Source organism: Amycolatopsis sp. cmx-11-51, assembly GCF_047608665.1.
Classification (GTDB): Bacteria; Actinomycetota; Actinomycetes; order Mycobacteriales; family Pseudonocardiaceae; genus Amycolatopsis.
On the sequence record NZ_JADNQO010000001.1, the window covers coordinates 852,109 to 878,463 of the forward strand.

Annotated in this window: 31 protein-coding genes and 5 tRNA genes; 14 read left to right on the top strand and 22 right to left on the bottom strand. The window is 68.2% G+C overall.

From position 1 onward, the window contains the following. Positions 1 to 60: 60 nt before the first annotated feature. Positions 61 to 786, bottom strand: coding sequence for an SGNH/GDSL hydrolase family protein (locus tag ACM6LU_RS04290; protein ID WP_414936231.1), 726 nt, complete (start codon positions 784 to 786; stop codon positions 61 to 63). 83 nt (positions 787 to 869) lie between these two features. Next, complete coding sequence (locus tag ACM6LU_RS04295; protein ID WP_414936232.1) at positions 870 to 1,502, bottom strand: NAD(P)-dependent oxidoreductase; 633 nt, start codon at positions 1,500 to 1,502, stop codon at positions 870 to 872. Positions 1,503 to 1,598: 96 nt separating this feature from the next. Here ACM6LU_RS04295 and ACM6LU_RS04300 point away from each other — a divergent pair, with 96 nt between their 5' ends. Continuing rightward, complete coding sequence (locus tag ACM6LU_RS04300) at positions 1,599 to 2,216, top strand: TetR/AcrR family transcriptional regulator (protein ID WP_414936233.1); 618 nt, start codon at positions 1,599 to 1,601, stop codon at positions 2,214 to 2,216. Positions 2,217 to 2,278: 62 nt separating this feature from the next. On the opposite strand, the gene ACM6LU_RS04305 is transcribed toward ACM6LU_RS04300, so the two are convergent. Next, a complete protein-coding gene (locus ACM6LU_RS04305; protein ID WP_414936234.1) occupies positions 2,279 to 2,782 on the bottom strand; it encodes a GbsR/MarR family transcriptional regulator in 504 nt (167 codons plus the stop codon). Between the two features lie 94 nt (positions 2,783 to 2,876). On the opposite strand from ACM6LU_RS04305, the gene ACM6LU_RS04310 reads away from it, so the two are divergent. After that, a complete protein-coding gene (locus ACM6LU_RS04310; RefSeq protein WP_414936235.1) occupies positions 2,877 to 3,773 on the top strand; it encodes an ATP-binding cassette domain-containing protein in 897 nt (298 codons plus the stop codon). Further along, positions 3,770 to 5,404 carry an ABC transporter permease gene (locus ACM6LU_RS04315; protein ID WP_414936236.1) on the top strand — a complete coding sequence of 545 codons (1,635 nt, stop codon included), beginning with the start codon at positions 3,770 to 3,772 and terminating at the stop codon, positions 5,402 to 5,404. Before ACM6LU_RS04310 ends, ACM6LU_RS04315 begins: the two co-directional genes overlap by 4 nt. Positions 5,405 to 5,446: 42 nt before the next feature. On the opposite strand, the gene ACM6LU_RS04320 is transcribed toward ACM6LU_RS04315, so the two are convergent. The 5 genes from ACM6LU_RS04320 to ACM6LU_RS04340 form a co-directional block, all read right to left on the bottom strand. Continuing rightward, positions 5,447 to 5,842, bottom strand: coding sequence for a hypothetical protein (locus ACM6LU_RS04320; RefSeq protein ID WP_414936237.1), 396 nt, complete (start codon positions 5,840 to 5,842; stop codon positions 5,447 to 5,449). 60 nt (positions 5,843 to 5,902) lie between these two features. After that, on the bottom strand, positions 5,903 to 6,451 hold the full coding sequence (locus ACM6LU_RS04325; protein WP_414936238.1) for a TetR/AcrR family transcriptional regulator: 549 nt from the start codon (positions 6,449 to 6,451) through the stop codon (positions 5,903 to 5,905). Between the two features lie 222 nt (positions 6,452 to 6,673). After that, a complete protein-coding gene (locus ACM6LU_RS04330; protein ID WP_414936239.1) occupies positions 6,674 to 7,459 on the bottom strand; it encodes a metal-dependent hydrolase in 786 nt (261 codons plus the stop codon). 57 nt (positions 7,460 to 7,516) lie between these two features. After that, positions 7,517 to 7,870, bottom strand: a complete 354-nt coding sequence (locus ACM6LU_RS04335; RefSeq protein WP_414936240.1) for an STAS domain-containing protein — start codon at positions 7,868 to 7,870, stop codon at positions 7,517 to 7,519. A 215-nt stretch (positions 7,871 to 8,085) separates the two neighbouring features. Then, positions 8,086 to 8,394, bottom strand: a complete 309-nt coding sequence (locus ACM6LU_RS04340; RefSeq protein ID WP_414936241.1) for a WhiB family transcriptional regulator — start codon at positions 8,392 to 8,394, stop codon at positions 8,086 to 8,088. Between the two features lie 191 nt (positions 8,395 to 8,585). Here ACM6LU_RS04340 and ACM6LU_RS04345 point away from each other — a divergent pair, with 191 nt between their 5' ends. The 3 genes from ACM6LU_RS04345 to ACM6LU_RS04355 all read left to right on the top strand — a co-directional run bounded on the left by ACM6LU_RS04345 (position 8,586) and on the right by ACM6LU_RS04355 (position 10,274). Then, complete coding sequence (locus tag ACM6LU_RS04345; RefSeq protein WP_414936242.1) at positions 8,586 to 9,002, top strand: anti-sigma factor; 417 nt, start codon at positions 8,586 to 8,588, stop codon at positions 9,000 to 9,002. Continuing rightward, a complete protein-coding gene (locus tag ACM6LU_RS04350) occupies positions 8,999 to 9,772 on the top strand; it encodes a SigB/SigF/SigG family RNA polymerase sigma factor (RefSeq protein ID WP_414936243.1) in 774 nt (257 codons plus the stop codon). Before ACM6LU_RS04345 ends, ACM6LU_RS04350 begins: the two co-directional genes overlap by 4 nt. Positions 9,773 to 9,848: 76 nt before the next feature. Next, positions 9,849 to 10,274: an ATP-binding protein gene (locus tag ACM6LU_RS04355; protein ID WP_414936244.1), complete on the top strand. Its 426-nt coding sequence runs from the start codon at positions 9,849 to 9,851 to the stop codon at positions 10,272 to 10,274. Here the strand turns inward: ACM6LU_RS04355 and ACM6LU_RS04360 are convergent. Further along, positions 10,243 to 10,719 (bottom strand): MarR family transcriptional regulator, encoded by a 477-nt coding sequence (locus ACM6LU_RS04360; RefSeq protein WP_414937081.1) that lies wholly within the window; start codon positions 10,717 to 10,719, stop codon positions 10,243 to 10,245. The genes ACM6LU_RS04355 and ACM6LU_RS04360 overlap by 32 nt on opposite strands. A 55-nt stretch (positions 10,720 to 10,774) precedes the next feature. On the opposite strand from ACM6LU_RS04360, the gene ACM6LU_RS04365 reads away from it, so the two are divergent. Continuing rightward, positions 10,775 to 11,410 carry a nitroreductase family protein gene (locus ACM6LU_RS04365; protein WP_414936245.1) on the top strand — a complete coding sequence of 212 codons (636 nt, stop codon included), beginning with the start codon at positions 10,775 to 10,777 and terminating at the stop codon, positions 11,408 to 11,410. Here the strand turns inward: ACM6LU_RS04365 and ACM6LU_RS04370 are convergent. Together ACM6LU_RS04370 and ACM6LU_RS04375 are read right to left on the bottom strand one after the other, a co-directional pair. Further along, positions 11,388 to 12,044 carry an alpha/beta fold hydrolase gene (locus tag ACM6LU_RS04370; protein WP_414936246.1) on the bottom strand — a complete coding sequence of 219 codons (657 nt, stop codon included), beginning with the start codon at positions 12,042 to 12,044 and terminating at the stop codon, positions 11,388 to 11,390. The genes ACM6LU_RS04365 and ACM6LU_RS04370 overlap by 23 nt on opposite strands. A 28-nt stretch (positions 12,045 to 12,072) precedes the next feature. Then, positions 12,073 to 12,750 (bottom strand): HNH endonuclease family protein, encoded by a 678-nt coding sequence (locus ACM6LU_RS04375; RefSeq protein ID WP_414936247.1) that lies wholly within the window; start codon positions 12,748 to 12,750, stop codon positions 12,073 to 12,075. 154 nt (positions 12,751 to 12,904) lie between these two features. On the opposite strand from ACM6LU_RS04375, the gene ACM6LU_RS04380 reads away from it, so the two are divergent. After that, on the top strand, positions 12,905 to 13,912 hold the full coding sequence (locus tag ACM6LU_RS04380; RefSeq protein WP_414936248.1) for a tetratricopeptide repeat protein: 1,008 nt from the start codon (positions 12,905 to 12,907) through the stop codon (positions 13,910 to 13,912). On the opposite strand, the gene ACM6LU_RS04385 is transcribed toward ACM6LU_RS04380, so the two are convergent. Further along, positions 13,909 to 14,802 (bottom strand): SWIM zinc finger family protein, encoded by an 894-nt coding sequence (locus ACM6LU_RS04385; protein WP_414936249.1) that lies wholly within the window; start codon positions 14,800 to 14,802, stop codon positions 13,909 to 13,911. The two genes, ACM6LU_RS04380 and ACM6LU_RS04385, sit on opposite strands and share 4 nt — an antisense overlap. Positions 14,803 to 14,819: 17 nt before the next feature. Then, positions 14,820 to 15,464 carry an SDR family oxidoreductase gene (locus tag ACM6LU_RS04390; RefSeq protein WP_414937082.1) on the bottom strand — a complete coding sequence of 215 codons (645 nt, stop codon included), beginning with the start codon at positions 15,462 to 15,464 and terminating at the stop codon, positions 14,820 to 14,822. A 58-nt stretch (positions 15,465 to 15,522) separates the two neighbouring features. On the opposite strand from ACM6LU_RS04390, the gene ACM6LU_RS04395 reads away from it, so the two are divergent. Then, positions 15,523 to 16,089 carry a TetR/AcrR family transcriptional regulator gene (locus tag ACM6LU_RS04395; RefSeq protein ID WP_414936250.1) on the top strand — a complete coding sequence of 189 codons (567 nt, stop codon included), beginning with the start codon at positions 15,523 to 15,525 and terminating at the stop codon, positions 16,087 to 16,089. A 15-nt stretch (positions 16,090 to 16,104) separates the two neighbouring features. Here the strand turns inward: ACM6LU_RS04395 and ACM6LU_RS04400 are convergent, their stop codons facing one another. Continuing rightward, entirely contained in the window at positions 16,105 to 17,280 is a 1,176-nt protein-coding gene (locus ACM6LU_RS04400) for a YDG/SRA domain-containing protein (RefSeq protein WP_414936251.1), read from the bottom strand. Between the two features lie 619 nt (positions 17,281 to 17,899). Between ACM6LU_RS04400 and ACM6LU_RS04405 the strand changes: the two genes are divergently transcribed. From ACM6LU_RS04405 to ACM6LU_RS04420, 4 genes are all read left to right on the top strand, one after another. Continuing rightward, positions 17,900 to 17,973, top strand: a tRNA-Arg gene (locus tag ACM6LU_RS04405). 120 nt (positions 17,974 to 18,093) lie between these two features. Then, a tRNA-Arg gene (locus ACM6LU_RS04410) sits at positions 18,094 to 18,166 on the top strand. 10 nt (positions 18,167 to 18,176) lie between these two features. Continuing rightward, a tRNA-Ser gene (locus tag ACM6LU_RS04415) sits at positions 18,177 to 18,258 on the top strand. A gap of 17 nt (positions 18,259 to 18,275) precedes the next feature. Continuing rightward, positions 18,276 to 18,467: a hypothetical protein gene (locus ACM6LU_RS04420; protein ID WP_414936252.1), complete on the top strand. Its 192-nt coding sequence runs from the start codon at positions 18,276 to 18,278 to the stop codon at positions 18,465 to 18,467. Positions 18,468 to 18,537: 70 nt separating this feature from the next. On the opposite strand, the gene ACM6LU_RS04425 is transcribed toward ACM6LU_RS04420, so the two are convergent. The 8 genes from ACM6LU_RS04425 to ACM6LU_RS04460 form a co-directional block, all read right to left on the bottom strand. Beyond that, positions 18,538 to 18,611 (bottom strand) — tRNA-Arg (locus ACM6LU_RS04425). Positions 18,612 to 18,653: 42 nt separating this feature from the next. Beyond that, positions 18,654 to 18,743 (bottom strand) — tRNA-Ser (locus ACM6LU_RS04430). Between the two features lie 407 nt (positions 18,744 to 19,150). Beyond that, the gene (locus tag ACM6LU_RS04435; protein WP_414936253.1) at positions 19,151 to 19,951 is read right to left on the bottom strand and encodes a phosphatidylglycerol lysyltransferase domain-containing protein; all 801 of its coding nucleotides are present in this window, start codon (positions 19,949 to 19,951) and stop codon (positions 19,151 to 19,153) included. A 182-nt stretch (positions 19,952 to 20,133) separates the two neighbouring features. Next, positions 20,134 to 22,110 carry an acetoacetate--CoA ligase gene (locus ACM6LU_RS04440; protein ID WP_414936254.1) on the bottom strand — a complete coding sequence of 659 codons (1,977 nt, stop codon included), beginning with the start codon at positions 22,108 to 22,110 and terminating at the stop codon, positions 20,134 to 20,136. 28 nt (positions 22,111 to 22,138) lie between these two features. Continuing rightward, positions 22,139 to 22,891 (bottom strand): ESX secretion-associated protein EspG, encoded by a 753-nt coding sequence (locus tag ACM6LU_RS04445; protein ID WP_414936255.1) that lies wholly within the window; start codon positions 22,889 to 22,891, stop codon positions 22,139 to 22,141. Beyond that, positions 22,891 to 24,015, bottom strand: coding sequence for a PPE domain-containing protein (locus ACM6LU_RS04450; RefSeq protein WP_414936256.1), 1,125 nt, complete (start codon positions 24,013 to 24,015; stop codon positions 22,891 to 22,893). Before ACM6LU_RS04450 ends, ACM6LU_RS04445 begins: the two co-directional genes overlap by 1 nt. Then, entirely contained in the window at positions 24,015 to 24,494 is a 480-nt protein-coding gene (locus tag ACM6LU_RS04455) for a hypothetical protein (protein ID WP_414936257.1), read from the bottom strand. Before ACM6LU_RS04455 ends, ACM6LU_RS04450 begins: the two co-directional genes overlap by 1 nt. A gap of 48 nt (positions 24,495 to 24,542) precedes the next feature. Continuing rightward, entirely contained in the window at positions 24,543 to 25,175 is a 633-nt protein-coding gene (locus tag ACM6LU_RS04460) for a dienelactone hydrolase family protein (RefSeq protein WP_414936258.1), read from the bottom strand. 97 nt (positions 25,176 to 25,272) lie between these two features. Here ACM6LU_RS04460 and hisC point away from each other — a divergent pair, with 97 nt between their 5' ends. Then, complete coding sequence (hisC, locus tag ACM6LU_RS04465; protein ID WP_414936259.1) at positions 25,273 to 26,328, top strand: histidinol-phosphate transaminase; 1,056 nt, start codon at positions 25,273 to 25,275, stop codon at positions 26,326 to 26,328. Positions 26,329 to 26,355 lie beyond the last annotated feature (27 nt).

The following is a 26,355-nucleotide window of genomic DNA, read 5'->3' on the forward strand; positions in this document are numbered from 1 at the left end:
TACACGCAGAGCCAGCTTTTTCGCGGATATTTCTTGAACTGTGGCAGGCGGGTGACCTGATCAGCGGTTTTCGGGCCGAATTGTGTCGCTGAGTAGTTGACGACTCACGTCCGCGAGCTGCTCGGCCCAGCGCCGGTAGCCCTCGGGACCGGGGTGGAAGCGGTCCTCGGCGAAGGTCGCGGGGTCCAGCATCGCGGCGGGCATCGGGACGTGGACGACGCCGGGCAGCAGCCCCAGCCCGGCGGCCGCGGCGTCGAGGGCGCCCGACCGCGCGCCGAGGACGTCCCGCAGCGGACGCGGCAGCCCGGGGAAGCGGCCCATCGGCGGTACGCCCGCCAGCACCACCGGGACGCTTCCGGCGCGGCGCCGCAGGGCGACGAGCAGGTCGAGCAGGTCACGCCGGTAGCGCGCGGCCGAGTGCAGTTCGATCGTGTCGTTGACGCCGAGCGCGATCACCACGAGGTCGGCGGGTTCGAGCAGCGGCAGCAGGTCCTCGCGCACCACCCTGGCGTTGGCCCCGGTCCGGCCGACGGCCTGCCAGGCGACCGCGCGACCGTCCCGCGCGAGTTCGTCCGCGAGCCGCCCGGTCAGTGCTTCGGCGTGCGTCGCCGCGCCGACGCCGTCCACAGTGGACTCGCCGAGCACCGCGAGCCGCAGCGGGCGGCCCTCGCCTCGCACGAGCCCGCTGGCGGGCCCCGTCGCGCCGGGCAGCCTCGGCGTCGTGCGGCGCACCCGCACCGCCTGCGCGAAAAGGATCGGGGCGAGCATCACCGTACGACTGATCACCGGCCGACCCTACTTCCGCGTTTCGTCCTCTGGTTGCGATCGTTGCGCACGCAACAACCGCAAGTAGAGGACTAATCGCGGCGTCAAGCGCGGGCGATCGAGGCCGTCCGGTGGATGAGCGAGTCGTCCGAAGCCGCGCGAAGCAGGTAGTCGGCGACGTCGGCGCGGTTGATGCTGTAGCTCCCCCGGACGTTGCCGTCGGTGCGGGCGGCGATCGCGCCGGTGTGCGGCCCGTTCAGCAGCCGCGGCGGGCGCACGATCGTCCAGTCGAGGTCGCTCGCGCGCACGATCCGCTCGGCGGCGATCATGTCCGCGAACGCGTGCCGGAGGAACTTGCCCAGGATCGGCTTGACGAAGTTCCTGGTGAAGAAGGTGTCGCCGTCGACGAACGCGCCGCTCGCGCTCACCAGCAACAGCCGCCGGTTCCCCGCGGAGCGCATCGCGGCGAGCGTGGCGTGCGCCCCATCGGTGACGACGGTCGTCGGATTGCGGTCGCGGGTGCCGAGGGCCGAGATCACCACGTCGCGCCCCGAAACGGCTTCGGTCAAGGCGCCGTGCTCGGACAACTCGGCGACGACGACCTCCAGCAGTTCACCCTGGACGTCCAGCCTGGACGGGTCGCGGACGACCGCCGTGACGTGGTGCCCCGCGGCCAGCGCCTGCTTGACGACTTCGGAACCGACCCCACCCGTGGCACCGAGAACAGTGAGCTTCATGATCACGCCTTCCTGGGTTAGTGAACACTCACCCACTATGGTGAGTGTTCACCCACCACTTGTCGAGTGAACGCTGAGAAGCCCTCAGGAGCGAACATGGGAAGCCGCGAGGAGATCGTCGCCGCGGCGGCGAAGGTGATGCGCGAGCAGGGTTACGCGCACGCCACCACGAAGGCCATCGCGCGGGCGGCGGGTTACTCCGAGGCGTTGCTGTACAAGCACTTCAAGGACAAGACCGAGATCTTCATGAGCGTGCTGACCGAGCAGCTGCCCGCGCTGGGGACGACCTTGGACGAGCTGATGAAGACCGCGGTGGACACTCCGCTCACGGCGAATCTCGCCCGGCTGGCGCGGATCACGCTGTCGTTCTATCTGGAGAGCTTCCCGATCGCGGTGTCGCTGTTCTCCTCGCGGGAGCTGCTCGCGACCCATCGGGAACGGGTCACGGGCAGGCAGGGCGGGCCGGACGTCCCGCTCGTACGCGTCGTCGAGTACCTGGGCGAGGAGGTCCGGCTCGGCCGGATTCGCGAGGACGCGGATCTGGAGGCGTCGGCGTCCCTGCTACTCGGGGCCTGTTTCCAGTACGCGTTCCTGGCCTCCTTCGAGGACCGCGAACCGTCCGAAACGGAACTGGGGGAATGGGCGGGGCGGCTCGCGACGACGCTGGTGGTGACGCTGGTCGCGGGGGCTGAAGGGGACTTTCCCCGCATGTGATGCGGGGAAAGCGCCCTTCACCGCGTGAGACGAGGGGAAAGTCCCCTTCAGCCCCCGCCCGCTTACTTGCCCTTTTCCGCCCGCATCTCGTGCCACTTGGCGTACATGTCGTTGAGTTCCTTGATCATGAAGCTCAGGAAGTCCCGCATCTCGGCGACCCGTTCGCCCGCCGGCGTGTCCGTCCCCAGCGCCGCGACACCCTCGTCGGCGGCGTCGCGCCACAGGGTGATCATGCGGTCGCGTTTCATGAAGGTGGCGTACCAGAGGTCGTCGAAGAGCCGGTAGTGGTCGCGGCGCGAGCCCGGCTCGCGTTCCTTGGCGACCAGTCCGATCTGCTCCAGCCAGCGGACGGCCCCCGAGATCGCCGCGGGGCTCACCGAAAGCTGTTCGGCCAGTTCGGCGGCGGTCAGGCGGCCGGCGTCGGTGGTCATCAACGCGGCGAACACCCGCGCGGGCATGCGCTGCATCCCGATCTGGGACAGTGTGAGGCCCAGGTGCTCCACGTAACGGCGGACGGCGTCCTCGTCTCTCTGGGTGCTCGAGGCACTCTCAGGCGTCGTCGTCATGGGCACATCCTCTCGTACGATTCCCAGAGTGATCACATCTTCCATATGTTTTCTTAACTTCACAACTTCATGAAATAACCGTACCTTCAGTCGTATGGAAAACGCCATCTCCATCTCCGGCCTCCACAAGTCCTTTGGCCGGACCAAGGCCCTGGACGGCCTTGACCTGCGGGTACCCGCTGGGGAGGTGCACGGTTTCCTCGGCCCGAACGGCGCGGGGAAGTCGACCACCGTCCGGGTCCTGCTCGGCCTGCTCCACGCGGACTCGGGCGACGTCCGCCTGCTCGGCGGCGACCCCTGGAAGGACGCGGCGAGCCTGCACCGGCGCCTCGCCTACGTCCCCGGCGACGTGAACCTCTGGCCCAACCTCTCCGGCGGCGAGGTGATCGATCTGCTGGGGAGGCTGCGGGGCGGGCTCGATCAGCGCCGCCGCAAGGACCTCGTCGAACGCTTCGACCTCGACCCCAAAAAGAAGGGGCGCACCTACTCCAAGGGCAACCGGCAGAAGGTCGCGATCGTGGCCGCGCTGGCCTCGCACGTGGACCTGCTGATCCTCGACGAGCCGACCTCCGGCCTCGACCCGCTGATGGAGGCCACCTTCCAGTACGCGATCCAGGAGGAGCGCGAACAGGGCCGCACGGTACTGCTGTCGAGCCACATCCTGGCCGAGGTCGAGGCGCTCTGCGACAGGGTCAGCATCATCCGCGACGGCCACACCGTGGAGACCGGGACGCTGGCCGAACTCCGGCACCTCACCAGGACGTCGATCTCGGCCGAACTCGCCGGTCCGCCGAACGGGCTGACGAGCCTGGAGAACATCCACGACCTCAAGGTCGAGGGCAACCGGGTCCGCTTCGACGTCGAAACCCGTTCCCTCGACGACGCGCTGCGTCAGCTCACCCAGGTGGGTGTCCGCAGCCTGACCAGCCAGCCGCCGACGCTGGAGGAACTGTTCCTCCGCCACTACACCGGCGAAGCGAGCGCGAAATGACCGCGACGCTCGACCGTCCTGCCGTTTCCGGACCGGCGCACGGGCTGGTCGGCACCTGGCAGCTGACCAGGCTGGCGCTGCGACGGGACAGGATCGTCCTGCCGATCTGGATCGTCCTGCTGGGGATCATGCCGTCGACGTCTTCGGGGACGTTCGAAACGCTGTATCCGACGGCCGCCGAACGGACCGGGCTCACCGCGAGCATGGGCGCCAACCCGTCGCTTTCGCTGATCTACGGCCCGGCCTTCGACCTCTCGACCCCAGGCGGGTTCACCGCGTGGCGGCTCGGCGGGTTCCTCGCCCTGGTCGTCGGGCTGATGGCGGTCTTCACCGTCACCAGGCACACCCGCGCCGAGGAGGACACCGGCCGCGCGGAACTGCTGGCGTCCGCGGTGGTCGGCCGGTACGCCCTGCTGAGCGCGGGCGTGCTGGTGTCCGCCGGGGCGAGTGTCCTCATCGGACTCGTCGAGACCGGGCTGATGATCGGCGCGGAACTCCCCGTCTCGGGCTCGTTCGCGCTCGGCGGCGCCACCGCGGCGACCGGGCTGGTCTTCACGGCGGTCGCGGCGGTCGCCGTCCAGGTGGCCGAGTATTCGAGGACGGCCAACGGGATCGGCGCCACCGCCGTCGGTGTCGCGTTCCTGCTGCGCGCGGTCGGTGACTCGACGACGGACGCGACCTGGGTCTCCTGGCTGTCCCCGATCGGCTGGGCGCAGCGGATCCGGCCGTTCGCCGACGAACGCTGGTGGGTGTTCCTGGCGCCGCTGGCCGCGACCGTGGTCGTCGGCGCCGCCGGCTACGCGCTGCTCCCGAGGCGTGACGTCGGCACCGGCCTCATCCCGCCGCGTCCCGGGCCCGCCGAAGCGGCGACGTCGCTGCGCGGCCCGTTCGCGCTGGCGTGGCGGCTGCACCGGGGTCCGCTGCTCGGCTGGCTGATCGGCACGGCGGTCTGCGCCGCGGTGTTCGGCTCGGTCGCGAGCGGGATCGGCGACGTCGTCGGGCAGAGCGAGCAGGCGAAGGAGATCTTCCAGCGGCTCGGCGGCACGGCCGGGCTGATCGACGCCTTCATGGCGGCGATGACCGGCCTGTTCGCCATGGTCATCGCGCTCTACGGGGTGCAGGCCGCGTTGCGGATCCGTGCCGAGGAGACCGCGATCCGCGTCGAGCCGCTGCTCGCGACGGGCGTGGGCAGGCTGCGGTTGCTGGGGAGCCATCTCGTGTTCGCGTTCGGCGGCACGGCGCTGATGATGGTCGTCAGCGGTGTCCTTTTAGGACTGTCGAACGGGGCGCGGGCCGGTGAGGCAGGCGGGTCGATCGGCGACATGACGGTCGCTTCGCTGGCGCAACTCCCGGCGGTGTGGGTGATCGTCGGCCTCGCCGTCACGTTGTTCGGCCTGGCACCGAAGTTTTCGACGGCGGCGTGGGCGATCGCCGGACTGGCGTTGCTGCTCAGCCTGTTCGGCCCGGTGCTGAACCTGCCGGAGGCGCTGGTGGACGCCTCGCCGTTCGCGCACGTTCCGAAACTGCCCGCCGCGGAGTTCGCCGCGGCACCGCTGCTCTGGCTCACCGGGGTGGCCGTGGTCGCGCTGACGGCCGGACTCATGGGCTGGCGGCGTCGCGACGTCGGCTAGCCAGGGGAAACCGTGATGGCCGCCCACCGGGGAGGGCGGCCTTCACGGTGCTTGCCGCACTTCTCCGCCCGGCGTGACGACCAGTTTCGCGACCGGCACCCCGCCTCCGCAGTCCTCGCCCGCCGGGTAGGCGATCGACGGCGTCACGTCGAGGACGTGGGGTTTCCCGTCGTCGAAGGTCACCGTGGTCCGGATCGGCGTGGTCGGCAGGCCCTGGACCGGCACGAAGACGTGCTCGCCACCGGTCGCGGACTCGGTCACGCAGTCACCGGCCCAGCACAACTCCAGAGACACGCGGGTGAGGCCGACGGTCACTTCCGGCGGGATGTCGAGGGAGATCCCCTCTGCCAAGGCGATGGCCGGACAGGCTTTCTCACCGGACGGGCCGCATGCGGTCAGTGTCGCGAGCAGGAGCACGAAAACGGGTAGGCGCCGCATACCGGGCAGACGGCGCGGAGGGCCGTCGAGGTTGCATCAATCGATCCGGTATCCCGTACCTCAAGCGGCTTTGCGCAGCCCATCGACCACGACGCGGACAAGATGACGATCTTGGCGTGAGTATCGTTCCGTGGCGAGGCAGCCGGCGATCAGGGCGCGCAGATCGTTGCCGTCGACGTCCTCGCGCACCACGCCCGCGAGCTGTGCCCGCGTCAACAGTGCCTGCAGCGCCGACCGGAAGTCGGTGCCCGCGCTCGCTTCGAAACCCAGCCCGGTCGTCTCGGCGAGCGCGTCGCACAGGGCCCGATTGAGGGACGCCTGTTTGACGACGCGCTTGAAGAAGTCGAAGAACGCCGAGCCGGGGTCTTCGGCGGCCAGCAGGTCGCGTGCTTCCTGCGCGAACTGCTCGATGCGCTCCAGTACGACGGCCTGGAAAAGTGCTTCCTTGCTGGGGAAATGCCGGTAGACCGTACCCGCGCCGACACCGGCGAGGCGGGCGATCTCGTCGAGGGGGACGGCGAGACCGTCGACGGCGAAGGCCTCTTCGGCCGCCGCGAGCACCTTCGCTCGGTTGCGTCGCGCGTCGGCGCGCAGCACGGGCTTGTCCACTGTTCCCCTCCTCAACCGGGTCCGGCGTTCCGATTCAACGCCGCCGACGGCGGGGGCATTCCGGGAGCTGAGAGATCCGCGGCACTCCGCGGAGGCCTCCTTTTGGTATCGCTGGCGCCTGCGAGGGGGCCGAGTCGGGAGGATTTGGGACGTTCGACGTCCCAAATCCCTTCATCAACCCTGACTCTCGAGCTTCACGGACTTTCTTCCGCCACCAAGGGCTCACCGCACCGCGGTCTGAGTCCCGTCCGGCGGCAGCCACCCTTGCACGGTGTCGAAGAGGTACTCCCAGACGCCCGGGATCAGCACCACCGCGGCGACCGCGAACACCGGGAAGATCAGCCGGTTCTCGACCTTCTTGCCGGTCCGGAACCGCAGCGGCTTCGGCGGCCGGATCTCGTACCAGGTCTCACCCGCGATGGGGATGGGGAACAGGAACGGGCAGCCGGACTCGGTCAGCGCGTCCCCGAGGCAGTGCACGAAACAGCCTGCCGCGACGGCGATGCCGAGCCAGCCGGAGATCTCCGCGAGCTGCGCCGCCTTGTCCGGCGGCGCGGTCCACACCCACCACCCGACCGCGGCGCCGCTGACCGGCAGCAGCCAGTCGCCGAGCGCGCCTTCCGCGAGCAGCAGGCCGAGGACGACGACACCGAACACCGCCCACGGTCCGCCTTCGGTGGTACCCCAGGAGGTCAGGAAGCCGAGGCCGACGGCAAACAGCACGGTGTGCGAGAGGTGTCGGTGCTTACCGGTGCCCTTCTCGTCGCGGGGTCCTTTGGTCAGCGCGTAGAGGGCCGCCGAAACACGGCGCAGAAACCAGGAGAGCACGCCGGTGAACCAGCCGAGCAGCCTGGACGCACGGGCGCCCGGGTGGTCGAGATCGGGCAGGAGGGCGAAACCGGCCGTGGTCGCCGCGAACACGACCGCTTGGTGCACTGTGCCCGCTCCGACGACGGGCGCGAGCGCGAGGCCCGCGCACCAGCCGGTCAGGGCATGCGTCCGCCCCATCATCGTGCTGCTTCCCCCAGGTGTCGCGGATCACGAGCCCACGACCGTAACGGGGGATCAGGCGGGAGGCTCCTCCGACACGCTGAGGTGCTCGGCGACGCCGGTGAGTTCGATCACTCGGCTCACCTGGGGGCTGGGGACCAATTCGAATTCGACCGCCTTCTCGGCGGCTTGGCGCTGCGCCTGCAGCACCACGTTCAGCGCCGAGGAGTCGAAGAAGGTCACGCCGGTCAGGTCGGCGACGACCCGGCCCGAAGGTTTGTCCGTGATCAAGGCGCCGAGGGTCTCCTGGAGCTGCGGGCTCGTCAGCAGATCGAGCTCACCGGTGACCACCACACGCGGCGTGGGTGCGTCGGCGTTCAGCGTGATACTGAAACCGGGCGGCGTGGTGTTCTGCTCCGCTGCGGGCATGCACATTCTCCTCATCAGGTGAGAACCGGCGCTCGATGCCGGCCGCTCGCCTGTGGTCTCAAGCTTCGGCCGTGCCCAGTCCGGACACGGACGCACGCTCTTCTTCGGCGGGTAGGCGTGGCTGTCCCCGCAACGACAGTCCCAACCCTAACCCAGTACGGACGGGGCGCCACGATCGCCGTCGTTCGCGTCGCCGACCGGCGCCTGGAGAGCCCTCAATGCGCGGTCAAGGCCTTGCGCCCGGCACGGCGTTCCCGGAGGAACAGCTCGCGACGCTCGATCTCGCCGAGACCGCCCCAGATGCCGTAAGGCTCCTGGACCGCCAACGCGTGCTTGCGGCACTGCGCCAGCACGGGGCAGGTCTGGCAGATCGCCTTGGCACGGGATTCGCGCCGCTCACGGGCCGAACCGCGCTCGTTGTCCGTGTGGAAGAACAGGCTGCTGTCCGCGCCCCGGCACGACCCGTCGAGCTGCCAGTCCCACTCTTCCGCCACCACGTTCGGCAGCCGGCTCACGTCAGCCATGTCGGTCCCCGCCCTTTCAGGAGATCGTTTGTCGCCGGTTACATGCCCGCCGCCTGCGCGGGTCAAACGTGGGTTTGGTTTGCTCACACTCAGGGCATTGAATCCACCACCGGGCGCGCAGCGCCTCCTTCGCGGGAGGCGGCGGGGGCATGGGTGGAGGATCGGCAGCGCAGCTTGAGAGAGGAACACACGTGGTGGACAACACCCCGCCCAGCGGGGAGGGCGCTCAACTCATCGAGGTACGCACGGCCGCGGTACCGCATGTGGTGCCGACTCTCCGGACGATCGTCGCGGACATCGCGATGCGTCAGGACTTCGACCTGGACGCTGTCGAGGATCTCCGGATGGCGGTGGACGAGGCCTGCTCCATGTTGCTCCCCTCGGCTTCCGACGGCCGTCTGAACTGCGTTTTCTCGTGGAAGGACGGACGGATCGAGGTGACCGTCTCGGTGCTTTCGGACTCCCCGGAACCCGACGACGAGACCGGTCTGTCCTGGCAGTTGCTCACCGCGCTCGCGACGTCCGCGCGGCGGAGCGTCGTCCCGGCCGACGGCGGCTATCTGTCCAGGGTGGAGCTCATCCGGGAGAGCGAGGCGGCCCGGCCGTGACGGAACCCGTCGAGCAAGACGGCGCGAACGTACCGGCCCTGTTCGAGCGCATGTGCGCGCTGCCGCAGGACACCCCAGAGCGTGAACGGCTGCGGGACGAGCTGGTGCGCGCGCACCTGGAACTCGCGCGAAACCTGGCACGCAAGTTCCGTAACCGGGACGAGTCGATGGAGGACCTGATCCAGATCGCGACGATCGGGCTGATCCACGCCGTCGATCGCTTCGATCCCACTCAGGGCAGCGACTTCCTCGCCTTCGCGGTCCCGACCATCTCCGGCGAGCTGCGGCACCACTTCCGCGACAACAGCTGGTCGGTCCGGGTCCCGCGGCGGCTCAAGGAGCTGAACGCGAACATCTCGGCCGTGCGCGAGGAGCTGACGGTCCGGCTCTCCCGCGCGCCGAAGCCCAGTGAGATCGCCGCTCATCTCGGCGTCCCGATCGACGAGGTCTACGAGGGTCTCCGCGCCGGTCAGGGCCGGTACGGGACCTCACTGGACAACCTCCTGGAGAACTCGGCGCACACCCGCTTCGGCGAGGCGGACGCCAACCTGAGCCAGGCGGAGCTCCGCGAGGCGCTGCGACCGATGCTGGAACGGCTGCCCGACCGCGAACGCAAGATCGTCGCGCTGCGGTTCGGGTCCGGGATGAGCCAGTCGGATATCGCGCGCCGTGTCGGGGTCTCCCAGATGCAGGTGTCCCGTTTGCTGGCCGCCACCCTCAAGAGACTGCGTGAAGGATTGACCGAGACCGAACTGACGGACGGAGTCTGATTCGACCTTCACCCAGGTGGGTATCCGGGAGGCGAACAGTGGATCTGGGAGTCTCTCGTGAGGGAGGTGCGGAACCATGACGATGTCGATGACACGATCGGAGGGCTCGTTGCCGGTTGTTTCCCTGCCCCTGCCGGTCGATGTGACGGCTCCTGCCGTCGCGCGGCAAGCGGTGCGGACGACTCTGGCGAGCCTTGGCTTCGACGACCTGGCCGTCGACGACATCCTGCTGGCGACCTCCGAACTGGTCACGAACGCCTTCGAGCACGGCGAGAAGCCGGACAGGCTCGAGGTCGAGTACTTCGAAGGCAGGGTCATCCTGCGGGTCTTCGACTCCGGCTCGAACCGGCCGAAGTTGAAGGAACCCTCGCCGACGGCGGCGCGCAGCCGCGGCTTGCAACTGGTGCACGCGTTGTCCGACGACTGGGGATACGAGCCTTGCGACGGCGGGAAGTACGTCTGGGCTGTGTTCAGCCTTCACCGGGCCGACGCCCAAGCCTGAGTGCGGCGTCCGTTTCGGCGATGCGCTCCCGGAGCGATTTGCGCTCCAAGGCCTCGACGGCGGCGAGGAGCACCTCTCTGAGCGGGTACGGCAGTTCGGCTTCCAGCTGTTCGGCCGCGGCGCTGGTCGCCGCCCATTCGGCTTCGAGCGTCGGCATCAGCCGTCGGGTCTTCTCCGTCAGCGAAACGATCCTCTGCCTGGCGTCGGTCCCCGGCCTGAGTGAGACGAGGTCCTGGCGCGCCATCTGCGCGATCGTCTGGCTCGCCGCGGAATGCGTCACCCCGACCTCGGCGGCGAGATCGCGGATGGGCAACGGTCCGCGCGCGACGATCGCGCGGACGAACGGGGTGAAGCGCGGGCGGTAGTCCTCCAGCCCGATGTCTTCGAAGAACGCGGAGACGTCCGCCTCGGTCGTTTCGAGGACATGTCTGAGCAGTGTGCCCATCCCTCGTTCGCGCGGCGGCCTCCCCACCAGCGGATCATAACGACATAATCGCCGGATGACGCCCGAAGAGCTGCTGACGACCACCCGGACCGTCCGCAAACGACTGGACCTGACCCGGCCGGTTCCCCTCGAACTGGTGAAACACGCCCTGCAGGTCGCGCTGCAAGCGCCGAGCGGGTCGAACACCCAGCGCTGGCACTGGCTCGTGATCACCGATCCCGGGCAGCGGGCCGAACTCGGCAAGCTCTATCAGCGGGCCTGCCGCGAGTACCTGGATTCCCCGGACGCGGCCGGGAAACTGTTCGCGGACGACCCTGCGCGCTCGAAGGTGCAGAAGCGCGTCGGAACCAGTGTCGAGTACCTGGCCGACAAGATGGGTGAGGTGCCGGTGCACGTCATCCCGTGCCTGGAGACGAAGACCGCCGACCTGCCGGCAGGCAACCAGGCCGGTCTGTGGGGGAATCTGCTGCCCGCCGTGTGGAGCTACATGCTCGCGGCACGCGCGGTCACCCTCGGCACCGCGTGGACGACGCTGCACCTCGCGTACGAGAAGGAGGCCGCGGAGATCCTCGGCCTGCCGGAGAACGTGCACCAGGCCGCGCTCATCCCGACGGCGTTCTACACCGGCGACACCTTCCAGCCCGCCGCGCGTCAGCCGCTCGAAGAGGTCATGCGCCTGGACCGCTGGTGAGGTAGGACTCCAGGCGGTCCGCCAAGGCCTCGGGGTGGCTCAACGGCACGGAGTGCGAGCCCTCGATCTCGTCGGGCGCGATCCCGAGCCTGTCCTGGACGACCCGGCGTTGGAACTCAGGCGTGAAGAAGCGGTCTTCGCGCGCGATGAGCACCTTCGTCGGGACGTCCGGCCACTTTTCCAGCGGCCACGGCTGTCCCCACTCGGCGCTGACCTGGTTCCGGCCGTGCGAGCCCGCCTCCGCGACGAGGTCCGCCGGGACGCCGTTGAAGAACTTCTCCTCGTCGCTGAGGCCCTTGGCGTCTTCGAAACCCGTGTTGCCCCACCAGTCCCCCGGCGTCTCACCCGGCTTCGGGATCATCGCGGTGAGCAGCACGAGCAACCGCGCCGAATGCTTCCCGGCGACCAGCGGCGCGGTGAAACCGCCGTAGGAGTGGCCGAGGACGACCAGGTCGCCACGGTCGCCGAGCGCCTTCGTGACGGTGTCGACGTGCTCCGTGAAGCCCGCCTTCTCGTCCTCGATCGGCAGATTCACCGCGAGGACGTCGTGCCCGCGGCCGGTCAGTTCCGCCTCCAGGAGGTGGAAGTCCCAGGCGCTGCCGCCGCCGCCGTGGATCAGAACGAAGGTCGCCATCGGCCCAGCTAAGCCGAAGCCGGGGGGATCAGCAACGACCGAGCATGTCGCCGAGCGCGCTCTTCTCCGCGGTGGTGATGGTCAGGCCGTAGTAGTGCTTCACGGTGATCCAGTCGGTGGCGTAGGTGCACCAGAACGACACGAGCGGCGGCTTCCACTGGTCCGGCGCCTTGTCGCTCTTCTCCTGGTTGACGTTGTCGGTGACGGCGAACAGCTGCGGCCGGGTCAGGTCGTTCGCGAACTGACGCCGCTTCTCGTCGTTCCACGACTTCGCGCCACTGACCCAGCTCTGGGCGAGCGGGACCATGTGGTCGATATCGATGTCGGTGGGCTCGGTCCAGGTCTCGCCGTCGTAGATGCTGGTCCAGCTGCCCGAGGTCGGGGCGCAGTCGGAACCGGCCCTGACTTCCTTGCCGTCGCGCTTGAGCACGAACTCGCGCGTGTTGCAGTTGTTCCCCTGGTTGTCCCAGTGCGGGTACTTCTTGCGGTCGTAGCCGTCCATCGACCCGCGCGGCGCGACGGTGAGTTCGTCCAGCTGCTTGCGCGCGTCGGCCGAGCCGGCGGTGTTCGCCGGCGTCGGCTGGTTCGGCTGCAGCGCGGAACCCTTGCCGGTCACCAACCAGATGCCGACGAGCACGACGGCGGCGAGCGTGATCAGCAGGAGCAGCCGCTGAGCCGAGGTCATCTGCCGGGTACGCGTGGCCACCGCGCGATTCCTCTCGATGGGGACGGGGAGAGACCAAGTATCGCCGTATCGCGCGGGAACCGGGTGCGACACGACGATGACAGCAGGTAGTTGTTGTCACATCGGGGCCCTGATCTGCGACTACCCCAGGGACGCTGCCGGAAGGAGCGGGTTTGTGGGCGCCGAAAAACGCAAATGGAACACCCGGGTCGACGACTATCTGAACCGGAAGGCCGCGGAGCGCGGACACGTGATCGCCATGGCACGGATGGGATCCACCGCGCTGGAGCGCGGTGATCTCGACGACGCCGAGGCGTGGTTCCGCAAGGCCGCCGCGGGCGGGGACAGGGTCGCGATGGGCAACCTGGCGCACCTCCTGCGCGAACGCGGCGCGCCCGAACAGGCCGAACGTTGGTACCGCGAAGCGGCGACGGCCGGTGATTCGCATGCCATGGCGCAGCTGGGAAATCTCTGTGCGCGGCGGGGAAGCCTCGGCGACGCCGAGGACTGGTGGCGGCGGGCCGCCGCCGAGGGCCGGGCCGAGGCGATGGCGGAACTCGGACGGTTGCTGCACCGCCGCGGCGAACTCCAGGAGGCCGAGAGCTGGGCGGGCCAGGCCGCGGAAGCGGACAACGTCGAAGGCATGATCACGCTCGGCGCCCTGCTGTGCGACACCGGGCGGACGCGTGAAGCGGAACCGTGGTGGCGCCGGGCGGGCGAGGAGGGCGACGCGTCCGCGCTGTGCAAACTCGGCCACCAGGCAGAACAACGGGACGATCTCGCGCGCGCCGAAAGCTGCTACCACGCGGCCGCGGCCGCCGGGGCCCCCGAAGCCGCCGTCCGCCTCGGCCTGGTGCTGCACCGCCGCGGCGAACTCGAGGCCGCCGAACGCTGGTACCTCAAGGCCGCCAAACGGGGCGACGCGGCGGCGATGACGAACCTCGGCGTGCTCGCCAACGACCGGAACGACCCCGGCGAGGCCACCGCCTGGTACCGGAAGGCGGCCGAACTCGGCAGCGTCCCCGCGTACACCAACCTCGGCAGGCTCGCCGCCGAACACGGGAGTTTCCAGGAGGCCGAGCACTGGTTCCGCGCGGCCGCCGACACCGGTGATCAGGCGGGACCACGGGATCTGGACGCGCTGTACCGCAACGCCGGCGCCCGGCACCGGCCGCGGCTTTAGCTTTGCCAGTTCCGCATCGCCGCGAAACCCTCACGCAGCCGCTGGATTTTGCGACTGCGGTACGGGTCCTCGCCGTCGTCGAACCGCCACCGCTCCTCGACGCCGGCGCGGAACACCGCGAGCCCCTCGAAGCCGAGCCCGCCGGTAAAGTCCGCGATGCTCACGTCGACGCGCCCCGAACCGTCGAGATCGAGACGTAGCAACCACTCCGCGAGTTCCTTGGGCTCCGGCGGCGAATCCGCGCAGGCCTCCGCGTACAACGCGAGCGCCCCGCGGACCTCGTTACCAAGCGCGCCGAACGAGTCCTCGACGAAGTCCAGCGCCTCCACCACCAGCTCGACGATGCGGCACAGCAGCGGCCCGTCCATCACCTCTTTGGCGGTGGCGAGCACCTCGCGGACCTTCTCGGTGTACGCGAGCGTGCCCTGGAAGCCGACGAAACCCCGCAACCGCAAGGTGCCCTCGATATGGCGCCGCAACGCGTCGAGGTCTTCGCGACCGGCCTTGAGCGAGAGTTTGCGGAACAGGACGGGGTCCTCGTTCGCGTGCTCGACGAGCAGTTCGATCAGCTCGGCGCGGTCGAGCGACTCGACGTACCCGCGGATGTCGGCCGCGCCGCCGTCCGCCACTCCCTCGAGGACGAGCAGGCCCACGGCGACGCAGTGCTTGCAGAAGAAGCCGTCCGCCGCGTGCGGGCAGGAACACTCGCCCACCAGCTCGCCGTCGACGTTGCGCAACCGGACCGTGTACCGGTCGGTGCCGCTGACCACCGCCGCGACCCCGCCCGCGACGTCGTCCAGCGTCTCGACCGCCTCCAGGTACTTGGCCCCGCGCGCGAACGACACGTCACCGGCTTGCCTGCGGAGATCGTCCTCGCTGAACCACGTCACCGGCCCATTGAACCCCCTCAGGTTCGCGGGCCGAGGAACAACCCACCGCTCGCGTCGAGGACCTGCCCGGTCACCCAGCGGGCCTCGTCGGAGGCGAGGAACGCGACGACGTCCGCTATGTCGTCTTGGTTCCCCAGCCTTTGGTGCGCCGTGAGGTTCGCGATCACGGCCTCCAGCGCGGGGGTGAAGACCTCCTCGTTGTCCGGCGTCTTGGTCGCCCCTGGCGCGACGACGTTGACCGTGATCCCCCGCGGGCCGAGTTGCTGGGCGAGCGTGCGGCTCATCGTCTCGAGGGCGCCCTTGGTCATCGCGAAGGACGTCTGCGCCGGGTTGGCCACGCGCGTGGCGACCGAGGAAAGGTTGATGACGCGGCCGCCGTCGTTGATCCGTGCTCGTTGAACGAGGAAGTACGGCGCCCGGACGTTGACCGCGAAGAGGTGATCGAAGCTTTCGGGCGTGTCCGTCTCGATCGGCCCCGCCGGTGGTGCGGCCGCGTTGTTGACCAGGATGTCCAGGTCGCCTATGCCTTCCAGGGCTTTGTCGACACCTTCCATCGTCGACAGGTCGGCCTGGCCGCTGTCGTGTCTCAGGACACGGACGTCGTCTCTTTCGAGCCTCCGCGCGATCGCCGCCCCGATCCCGCGCGAGGCTCCCGTCACCAAAGCAGTCTTCATACGCACCCCAGATGTTAGTGACTACCACTTTGATAGTGTCTACCATGTGAACCTCCGCGACCGCCAGCGCGCCGAAACCCGGCTTCTTGTGCAAACGCACGCCATCCGCCTCTTCAGCGACGTCGGCTACGACGCGACCACCGTCAACGACGTCGCCGCGGCCGCCGGCGTCTCGGCGATGACGGTGTACCGGCACTTCCCCACGAAGGAGGACCTGGTCCTCTACGACGAGTACGACCCACTGACCGCTTCCGCTGTTGCCGCTCAACCTGCTGGCCCTTTGGCTTTGCGGATCGGGCGTGCTTTGGAGTCGACCGCGGCTTCCGGGTCGTCGAAGGAGAAGGCGTTCCTGCTGGCACGGCTGCGGCTGATGATCTCGGTTCCGGCGCTGCGGGCGCGGCATCTGGACAGCCAGTACGCGACGGCCGATGCGATCGTCTCGGCCCTCTGCGGGCCTTCTCCGGAGCCTGACGAGGAGTTTCGGGTGCGGGCTACGGCTATGGCGTGCCTCGGGGCGGCGCATGTTGCGCTGATCCGATGGGCCGCGACGGACGGTGAGGGGGACCTGCCGGGGTTGATCCGGCAGGCGCTGACCAGCGTGTTTGGGGACTAGCCCTCAGAATTGACCTTACGAGTAGTGCTCTCGATGGTAATCGAGATGCTTTTCGTCAATTTGGTGATCGACATGCTGGCGCAGCTCGCCCACCACGTCACCATCCACCAGCACCTTCATGTCAACACTGATCATCATCGCCCCATAGTCAAACAGCACATGACAGTTAGGGCATAGACAAAGAACGTTCGAATAGACATCTGGACCATGATGCGGACGTCCAAGGCCGCGAATATGAGCCCCTTCGGAATAGGCCCTGTCACCGATCTTAAGTCGCACGCCGCAAGTTTGACACACGTCGTCGTGCACTTTCTTCACATAGTTGACTACCTGAGTAGACCTAATTAAGCGTTGAACCTTGGTCGCAATCCGTGCAGGCGCATCGTTACCTACCGGGATCGGCATCAGCACCTGGGTTTGCGGCTCAGCAGCCACAACGGTTCCAACGGTCAGCTTCATCATGCGAAACTGGCAAACCATGAAGCCATCTGATCCTGACTGACGCCACGCCTCAGCGACCCGATAGAGCCCGTCATATCGAAGACCTGAATCTGGCGCATAGGTCGACTTCTTGTCTGCGCCACGAATCACTCGAACGGGCTCACCGGTAGTACTACTAGTAACCAATGCGGCGTTCCCACTAGCAGTAAAACTTTGATCTTCAACCTGTTTGCCCGACTTGCCCCGCCCACCATGGCCGGTATAAATGATCTCGTCGCCAAAGTCCTTGTCATCTGAGTACCCGCCAGAGACAACAATAGACCTCGCGCCAGTCTCACCAGTCCCAGAAATACCAGCCTGAAGCTGCCTGTGGACTCCACGATCGAAAGCGTCTCGCCTGTTGACGAACGTAGTCCCCTCCGGAACGCCGGGGATCTCCCCGAACCCTTCTCCGCCGACAGCCAGCTGATGAGTTTCGACGTTCTTGAACTCGAACCCGAGGCGACCCAGGCGTGCAACCAGCCTTTCTTCTGCTGAGCCAAAATCAGTCACGCCGAGGTCCGCGCCGACTACTGAGAGGTGCGCTGACGCCACGAGCGCTTTCGCGTCGTACTCCAGCCCCTCGTGCATCACGACGTAGCGAGATGCACGCGTCAAACCCATCAGGCGCTTGAAGCGCTCAGCACCAACGTTGTCGTGCTCAGCGATCGCTGCAAGCACCGCTTCCCGAGAGATCTCTTTCAGGCCCACAGGGAGACGCTAGGCCAACTTGCGGCCGCGCAACACCCTCAAACTGGCGAACATCAACTTCACCTTCGCCTCGCAGATGTATACGCGCCGAGCGCCTGCTACAGGTCCACGATACTTACCCAGGGAGCAGGATCTATAAATAGCGTTGCAATACGCTGACTCATCGGCCATAGTTAGGGCACTCGACCAGGCACAGGAGCAACCATGACGAACATGCACGAGCGAAAGGCACAGCGTCGGCAATCGGCCACCGCGCCTACCGCCGTATGTCCGTCGCCCTGTTCCCGGCGACGTTCATGACAGTCTGACCAGCGGGTTTCTGGTCGACGAGGGCTCCCATCATGACGCGATAGCACGCGTGATACCAGGGAGCCGCCCATCAGGAAATCGATTCGGGCGGCTTCTCTTTTGGTATGCCCAAAGCAATTCTTTATCGGCGATCTTGGGAAGCTGAACAGCCTTCAAAAGCGTATCCCGGCGGTTCGACTCCCTCCGCTGGTGCTCGACGCTGCCCATTTCAGCGTGAACCTTGATAGCCGAAGACTTTTCCCAAAAGCTCGCTCCCGTCGCCGAAGAGGCGGCTAGAGCGCCAGTGGAGGCGTGCACTCGTCTCCACCTCGTCCTTGTAGCTCAGGTGCACAGAGCGCCGCATTACGGATGCGGAGGTCCCAGGTTCGAGTCCTGGCAGGGGCACCGGTCGGCGTGGCCGAGGGGCTACGCCGGTCGACGGATGCGAGGGGCATTGGCGACCCCGCCTGATTTGGGATCAGGAGTCACCGCGTTCGACTCGCGGGCGTCCGACGACTAACCCCTTGCCCGTTGGTCCAGTCGGCACGGACACCGCACTTCGGACGCGGAGACCGAGGTTCGAATCCTCGCCGGGCAGCAAAGGAGGATTGGCCGAGCCCGGTAAGGCAACCGCCTTGAAAACGGTGGTCGGCGCGAGAGCGCCGCGCGGGTTCGAATCCCAGCAACGGAGCGACTGGTTCACACAGATGATCTCCGACGACAACCGCACGACCAACGCGCTCCGGCTCGCTAAGTGGGCTTGGCCTGCTTTGGTTCTCGTCGTGGGCATCGTGGCCGCGGCCGTGGTGTTGCTCGCGATCACCTCGCCGTTGGCGGCGGCGGGTCTGCTCGGTGGCGGATCGGTCGGCGGCGCTCTGGCCGCCCGTCGGCGCCGCTAAGAGTCCACAAAGGACAGACAAAAAGGCCCTCCCGCGAACGGGAGGGCCTTAGTGCTGTCTCAACCAGACGTGCGCCCGAAGGGATTCGAACCCCTGACCTTCTGATCCGTAGTCAGATGCTCTATCCAGCTGAGCTACGGGCGCTTGTTCAGTTTTCAATCTAGCACCTGCCGAAACAGGGGCCAGCGGAGGCTCCGGGATTTGAACCCGGGAGGGGGGGTTACCCCCAACCGCATTAGCAGTGCGGCGCCATAGACCAGACTAGGCGAAGCCTCCCAGGTCGAACGACCACTGCCCAGATAGGTTACACACTCCGCGAACCCCCGCGAAAGGGACCCCCCTTAGCTCTGCGGCAACGCCCTGAGCAGCAGCGGAGAGCGTCCGCCGAGCCTTTCGGCTTCAAGGACGGCGGTTCCGACGCTGGGGAGGTCGCGGGGGACGCCAGGTAGCGCGCGGGACCCAGCGGGGCTGGCACTTCGCGTTGAAGCGGTAGAGGGTTTGGATCCAGCGTGAGAAGAATCGCAGTGTCCGTGCGGACGGGCCGGCGCCAATGCGTTGGCCTTGTTCGAGGACGGCGCGGAAGGCGGCGAAGTTCAGGGAGACGTGCTGCGCGGGGGTTCTCAGGAGCAGTTCAGCTCGTTGACGCCCGGTCGCGGCGCATGACGTCCAGCGAGAGGACTTCCTCACCCAGGGGAAGATGAAGCAAGCCGCGAACGCGACCCTCGTGCTCGGTGGTGACCAGGACCGAACCTGGGTCGCCCCATCCGTCCCAGTGCCATCGAGATGTAGGTGGCGGCCAGGGTGCGGAGTTCGTCCAGCTCGGCAGGAAGCAGGTCTTCCGCCTTGCGGACGGTGTAGCCGGCTCGTTTGGTGCGTGAGACGGCTTGGCGGACACCGCGCCTGACGCGGCCGTCGAGGGTGAAGGTTTCCGTGCCGACGACGGCTTCGTCGCGATCGCCAGGTTCTCGATGCCGAAGCGTGCCCAGTTCCGAGCAGCCCATGGTCGCGGGGCCCACGCGTACCGACGGCGGACGTCCAGGTACTCCTCGATCGCGCCGGCCACGCTTCCGGGTCACCGAGGGGCCCGCCGAGCACAGCGCGACGCCGGCGATCACGCGATAGGTCACGGCAGCTTCCCTGACTTCGAGAAGACCACGAACTTGTCCCCGCGCAGGGCGAGTCGCTCTCGTCCAGCAGCGCCCTGAGCCGCTCGACCTCGTCATCGGACAGCTCGGGCGCGGTTCGGCGAGCGGAGCGGGGAAATAGCCGACAGGGTCCTCCAGCCACAGCGCGTGGACATCGCCGGGCCGATATCCCGGGCCGGGGAGTGCGAGGAAGTATCGCCGCGTCGCGATCAGGGCGATCAGCAACGCGAGCGACACGAGACCGGTGCCGAGGTGCGACACCGTCAGGAGCACGGCGGCGGCGACCGCGAGTTGCCAGGCCCGTCGCTTCCTCCGGTTGAGGCCGACGGCGAGCAGCACCAGCGCGACCGTCGCCGCGCCGACCGTGGCCTCGTGCGGCGGTTCCAGCCATTCGGCGACGTGGCCGCGCAGAGTGCGCCGCCCGGCCGGGGACCGGCACCGAGACCAGGGTCGGCAGCCCGGCCAGGCGCGTCACCCAGGTGACCTCCCCGCCACGCGCCCGCCGAGTCCCGCCCCTACGTTCAGCTCCTCGCCAGCTCCACGAACGGTACAAGGGCGTCGGGGTTCAGCAGCGCGTCGCGGCTGACGGCGCGGTCAGGGGAAACGCCCGAAAGGATCTTCTTCACCGGAACCTCGCATTTCTTGCCGTTCAGCGTGCGGGGTACCTCGGTCACCTGGACGAACCGGTCGGGCACGTGCCGTGGCGAGAGGGCGCCTCGTAGCTCCTTGCGCAGGGCCGGCTCGACCTCGTCGAGCGAGGCGCCCTCGGCCAGGACGAGGAAGCACAGCAGTTGCCCGTCCTCGTTCCCCGCTGCCGAAGTGTCGATCACCAGCGAGTCCGCGACCTGGTCGAACGACTCGACGACCCGGTAGAACTCGGCCGTGCCCATCCGGACGCCGCCGCGGTTCAAGGTCGAGTCGCTGCGCCCGTAGATGACCGCGGAGCCGCGCTCGGTGATCCGGATCCAGTCGCCGTGCCGCCAGATCCCGGGGTACATCTCGAAGTACGCCTCGCGCAGCCGCGAGCCGTCCTGGTCGTTCCAGAAGAACACCGGCATCGACGGCATCGGCTCGGTGATCACCAGTTCGCCGACCGTCTCCACCACCGGCTTCCCGGTCTCGTCGAACGCGGCGACGGCGGCGCCGAGCGCGCGGACCGAAAGCTCCCCCAGCCACACCGGGACGTCCGGGGCGGAGGTGACGAACGCCGCGCACAGGTCCGTGCCGCCGGACACCGAGCAGATCTGGACGCGTTTGCCGACCTCGTCGACGATCCACCGGAAGCCTTCGACGCTCAGCGGCGCGCCGGTGGATCCCAAGGCGCGCAACGCGGTGAGGTCGTAACGCTCCGCCGGTTTGATGCCTGCTTTCAAACAGCTCTGGATGTACGGCGCCGACGTGCCGAAGTAGGTGACGCGGTGCTGCTCCGTCAGGTGCCACAACACGTTCAGGTCCGGGCTGCCGGGGCTGCCGTCGAACAGCACGATCGTGGTGCCCGTCAGCAGCCCGGAGATGAGGAAGTTCCACATCATCCAGCCGGTGGTGGTGAACCAGAAGAATCGGTCACCCGGGCCGAGATCGCTTTGCAGGGCAAGGGCTTTGAGGTGTTCGAGGGTGATCCCGCCGTGCCCGTGGACGATCCCCTTCGGCAGGCCGGTGGTCCCCGAGGAGTACAGGACCCACAGCGGGTGGCCGAATTCGACGGGCTCGAAGGCCAGTTCCGCACCGGCGTTGTCGGCGAGCAGCGTGTCCCAGTCGAGCGTGCCGTCGAGGCGGCCGCCCGCGTAGTCGATCAGCACTGTCGCTTCGAGCGTGGGGATCTCGTCCCGTAACGAGTTCACCGTCGACCGGCTGTCGAACCACCGTCCATTGTAGACGTAGCCGTTGACCCCGATCAGCACCTTCGGCTCGATCTGCGCGAAGCGGTCGGCGACCGCGCGGACCCCGAAGTCCGGCGAGCACGACGACCAGACGGCGCCGAGGCTCGCGGTGGCGAGGAAGGCGATCAGCGTCTGAGGGCAGTTCGGCGCCAGCGCGACGACTCTGTCCCCTTTGGTCACTCCCAGCTTCCGTAAACCCTCGCGCGCGGAGGCGACGGCGGAACGCAAGGCGCCGTACGTCAGCTGCGAGGAGAGGCCGTCTTCGCGGTGAAAGATCACGGCGACCTCGTCGTCGGCCTTCGCCGCGCCCGCGACACCGGGCATGAGCGAGTGCTCGGCGTAGTTCAGCGTGCCGCCCTCGAACCATCGCGCGTTCGGCATCTCACCGGTGAGCACCTCGCCGGGCCGGTCGTGCCAGCGCAGGCCGAGAAATTCGCCAACGGCCGACCAGAATTCCGGCACGCGCTGTACGGAGAACTCCCACAGCGCGTTGTAGTCGTCGACCTCCACGCCGCGTTCGGTGCGCAGCCACTGGCGGAACGCGTCGATCTTGGTGTCGGACAGGCGGCTCGGCTCGGGGCGCCAGAGCACTTCTGGGGCGTCGGCGGTGTGCGTCACCCAGCGATGTTAACCCTCGTTAACAAATCTAGCGAGCCCCCGTGAACAGCTCGTACGCCATCGCCTTCAGCCGCCCCGCGTCAAGCGGAGTAACCGTGAGCCAGCCCCGGTCGCGGCGAAGACCGTAGCGGCCATCGGGGGTGTCCACCCAGGTCAGCGTGCCCTCGCCGCGTACCCAGCGGCCTTCCCAGGACTTCCTCGTCGCCCCGAGCCGTCCACTGCCGATCCGCTGCGTCACGATCCGCACCATCACGATGACCTCGGGTTCACGCAGCCCGGCGTCGCGCAGGACGTCGGAGAACGCCGGCTGCCCGCCGCGCTCTCCCGCCTCGCACGCCGCCGTGTAGTCGTCCACGCGCAGGTTCACCGAGAGGCCCCGCCCCTGCTCGCACGGCGGCAACGCCTGCAGCAGGGTCGCGGCGACGAGCGGTTCCCGCAGAGCCGACAGCTCGACATCGGTGCCGGCGACCCCGATCGCGACGGCGCCCCGATCGGACACGCAGCCGACGGCCCGGTACGCCGGATCACCGTCGAGCCGCAGGTCCAGCGTCAGTTCGCTGTTCGCGAGGGTGTGCAGCAGGCCCATCAGTTCCGGTGCGGGAGCCTCCACCGTGCCGAGGCCGCGTTCGGACAGGGTCCCGCTCGCCGTGGCGACCAGTTCGGCCCGGAACTCCGGTGTCCGCCCGACGTGCGGAACCTCCAGCACCGCGGGCAGTTCGTCGCGTCCATGCGCCGACCACAGCAGGAACAGCTCGCCGATGTGCAACCGGATCCAGTCCATCAGCGGCCGTCCCTCGGGTCTTGGCCGATGACCGGCGGGGTCACCTGCCCGCCGAGGCCCCAGACGTCGGAATCCTCGACGAGGTAGTCCGGCGACTTGCGTTCTCCCTCGTCCTGCCGCCCTTGCTGGGGCGCCATCCCCATCGGCATCCCGCCGAAGCCGCCCATGCCCGCGGCCCCGGCCCGTGTCCCGGCCACCTGACCCGGCTGCCCCGACGGTCCGAAGCCGCCGACACCGGAACGGCCGCCCTGTCCGAGCTGCTCGTGGGTCGCGTCGGGGGCGCCGGGCGGCGGCGGCACGAAGGCGCCGCTGCTCGCGCCGGGCGTGCGCGGTGCCTCGACCGGCTCCCGCACCTGGATGGGAGCGGCCTCGTCGGCACCGCTGCTGCGGGTCGAGTCGTCCGGCGGCGTCTCCGGTACTGGCTCCGGTTCGGGTTTCGGCTCTGGTTCTTCGGGCGTCTCGAGGATCCGCGGCTGCTTGCCGTACGACGTGAAACGAGGAACGTTTTCGTAGACCTCGCCGGAGTTCCGCTGCATCCGCGTCATCACGTCGGCGGCCTGGCGGTGCAGGTCCTGCGAGCTCTCGTCGGTGGGTTCGGCGACGATCCGCCCTGCCTCGGCGAAGTCGGACTTCGGCGGCGACGACGTCGACATCGCCTGCGTCGAATCGGAGATCGGGATCGGACGGCGTTTCGGCGGCTCCGGCACCCTGGTGCGGGGCGCGAAGCCCGGCGGCTCCGGCATCACGCGCCGCGCGGTGTCGGCGATGTCCGCCTGGCGGCGTACGCAGTTCGCGACGTTCTCCGCACGCCAGCCGGTCTCGCCCGCCCAGTCGACGAGCTTGATCGCGGCGTCACGAGCCCTGTCCGCACCTTCGCCCGTCCAGCCGTCTGCGGTGGCGACGATGGCCGCCCGGAGCTCGGAACCGACCCTGTCAAGGAAACTGCTGATCTTCGCCCACTGCGCGGCGACGGCTTCCGCGCCTGCCAGGTCCAGCTCGTTGTGGACCATCTCGTAGAGCTCGCGGTGCGAGTAGCTCATCCAGTCGATGTCGGCGGCGAGGTGATCGGGGCCAGGTCGCGGCTCGGGCTCGGGCGGCGGCCACGGCGTGGGCAGGATGCGCATCAGCGCTCGTCCTTCCACTCGGTTTCGACGATGTCTTCCATGTCGAAGCGGCGGGCGACCCGTTCGAGCTGCTCCTGCCCTTCCTCGTCCGTGGCGACGTACATCTTCCGTGCCGCCATCACGGTGAGCTGGAGGTCTTTGAGCACCACGGCGAAGTCCTTGAGGACGGGCACGGCGGCCTCGGTCCCCTCGGTCGCGGCGCCCTGGAAACGATCGCTCATCGTGTGCCCGACGAAGTTGTCGCCCAGCTCCAAGGGCGCTTTGAACTCCGTCGAATCCTTGATCAGCGCGTTGAGCTCATGCCGTGCTTTCAGCAGCGCGTCGACGAGCTTCTTGGCGGCGTCCTCGGTGACCTTGACGGTCCCCTTCTTGGCATCGGTCTTGGTGTCCCGGATCTGACCCGCCACCGGAGCCAATGCCGGAGCCGAGGCTCCGAAAGCGGCTTGTGGCGTCACGGGCACCTTGGGTGACTGTGCCATTTGACCCTCCCCTGTCACATCTGAAGGGGAATGCTAGCGCGAATGGAGTCACCGTAGGTGGGCGTCGAACCAATTCAACGTGCGCTGCCAGGCCTCGGCGGCCGCGTCCGGGTCGGCGTCGAAGCGGTGATTGGCGCCAGGGTAATGGACCACGTTCGTCGCGACGTTCGCCGTCGCCGCCGCGTCACGCAGCTGTTCGACCTCGGCGCCTCCGGCCTCGTCCCCGGCGTCGCCGTACATGCCGAGCCACGGGCTGGTGAGCCGTCCGGCGATCTCGACGAGGACCGGCAGCCCGGTGACCCCTTGCCCGCCGACGCTGACCGCGGCGCCCAGCCTGCGGTTCGACGCCACGACCAGTGCCGCCGTCCCGCCGAGGTCGAAACCAACGACACCCACGAGATCCGCCTGGACACCGCGCTCGGCGAGCCAGGAAAGCGTCGCGTCGGTGGCTTCGAGGAGGTCCTGCTGCGTGAGGTCGTCGCGATCGAGGTGCGGGGTGACGGTGAGCCAGCCTTCGCCGGCGAGGCCCGCCAGGAGCAGGCCCAAACCCTCTTCGACCTCTTCGGCCTCCTCATGTAACACCACGAGCCCGCCACGGACGACGCCATCCGGTTCGGCGAAGGTCAAGCGCGACGTACGGCCGTCGGCGTGCTGGTGTTCCACGGTGGTCGTCAGGGTCATTCCTCCATCAGACCACTCTTAGGTAAATATTCGGGGCTTGCCGTCGCGCGGGACGATACGGTGTCGGAGCCGTCCCCCAGACGTAGGAGCGCCGAAGATGTCCCCTGTTTCGCCGCGTGCGGATCTCGAATCGTTGCCGAAGTACGTCCCTGGCCGGACAATCCAGGGCGCGATCAAGCTGGCGAGCAACGAGGTTCCCGGCGGCCCGCTGCCGAGTGTGGCGCAGGCCATAGCCGAGACGGCGCGGGGTATCAACCGATACCCGGACATCACGGCGTCCGCGCTCGTCGAGCGGCTGGCCCGCGAACTGGCCGAGCCCGCCGAGCGGATCGCCATCGGCTGCGGTTCGGTTTCCCTTTGCCAGCAGATGATCCAGGCGCTGTGCGGCCCTGGCGACGAGGTCATCTTCCCGTGGCGTTCGTTCGAGGCGTATCCGATCGTCACGCAGGTCGCGAACGCCGTCGGCGTGAAGGTGCCGCTGACAGCTGAGCATGGGCTGGATTTGGAGGCGATGCTCGCCGCGATCACGCCGAAGACGCGCCTGGTCTTCGTGTGCAACCCCAACAACCCGACCGGCACGGTCGTGCGGCGCGCTGAACTGGAGCGCTTCCTCGACGCCGTGCCCACGGGCGTGCTCGTCGTGCTCGACGAGGCCTACAAGGAGTTCGTGACCGACGTCGAGGTGCCGGACGGCGTCGAACTGGCGCGCGGCCGGGACAACGTCGCGGTGCTGCGGACGTTCTCGAAGGCCTACGGTCTCGCCGGTCTCCGCGTGGGTTACGCGGTCGCGCCGGAACCGATCGCCGTCGCGCTGAAGCAGGTGTACGTCGCGTTCTCGGTGAACATGATCGCCCAGGCGGCGGCCATCGCCTCCCTCGACGCGGCGGACGAGTTGCTGGAGCGCTGCAAGGAGATCATCTCGGAGCGGACCCGCGTGCGGGATGCCTTGGTGGCCCAGGGTTACGAGGTCCCGGAGACACAGGCGAACTTCGTCTGGCTGCCGCTGGGCGAGCGGACGGTGGAGTTCGCGGAGCACGCGCTGGAGCGGAAGCTGATCGTGCGCCCGTTCGCGGGCGAAGGCGCGCGGGTGACCATCGGGACGCCCGAGGAGAACGACCTCTTCCTTGAAGCGGCGGGGGATTTCCCGCGCTGACGGCACATCGGTCAGCCCGTACTCCGT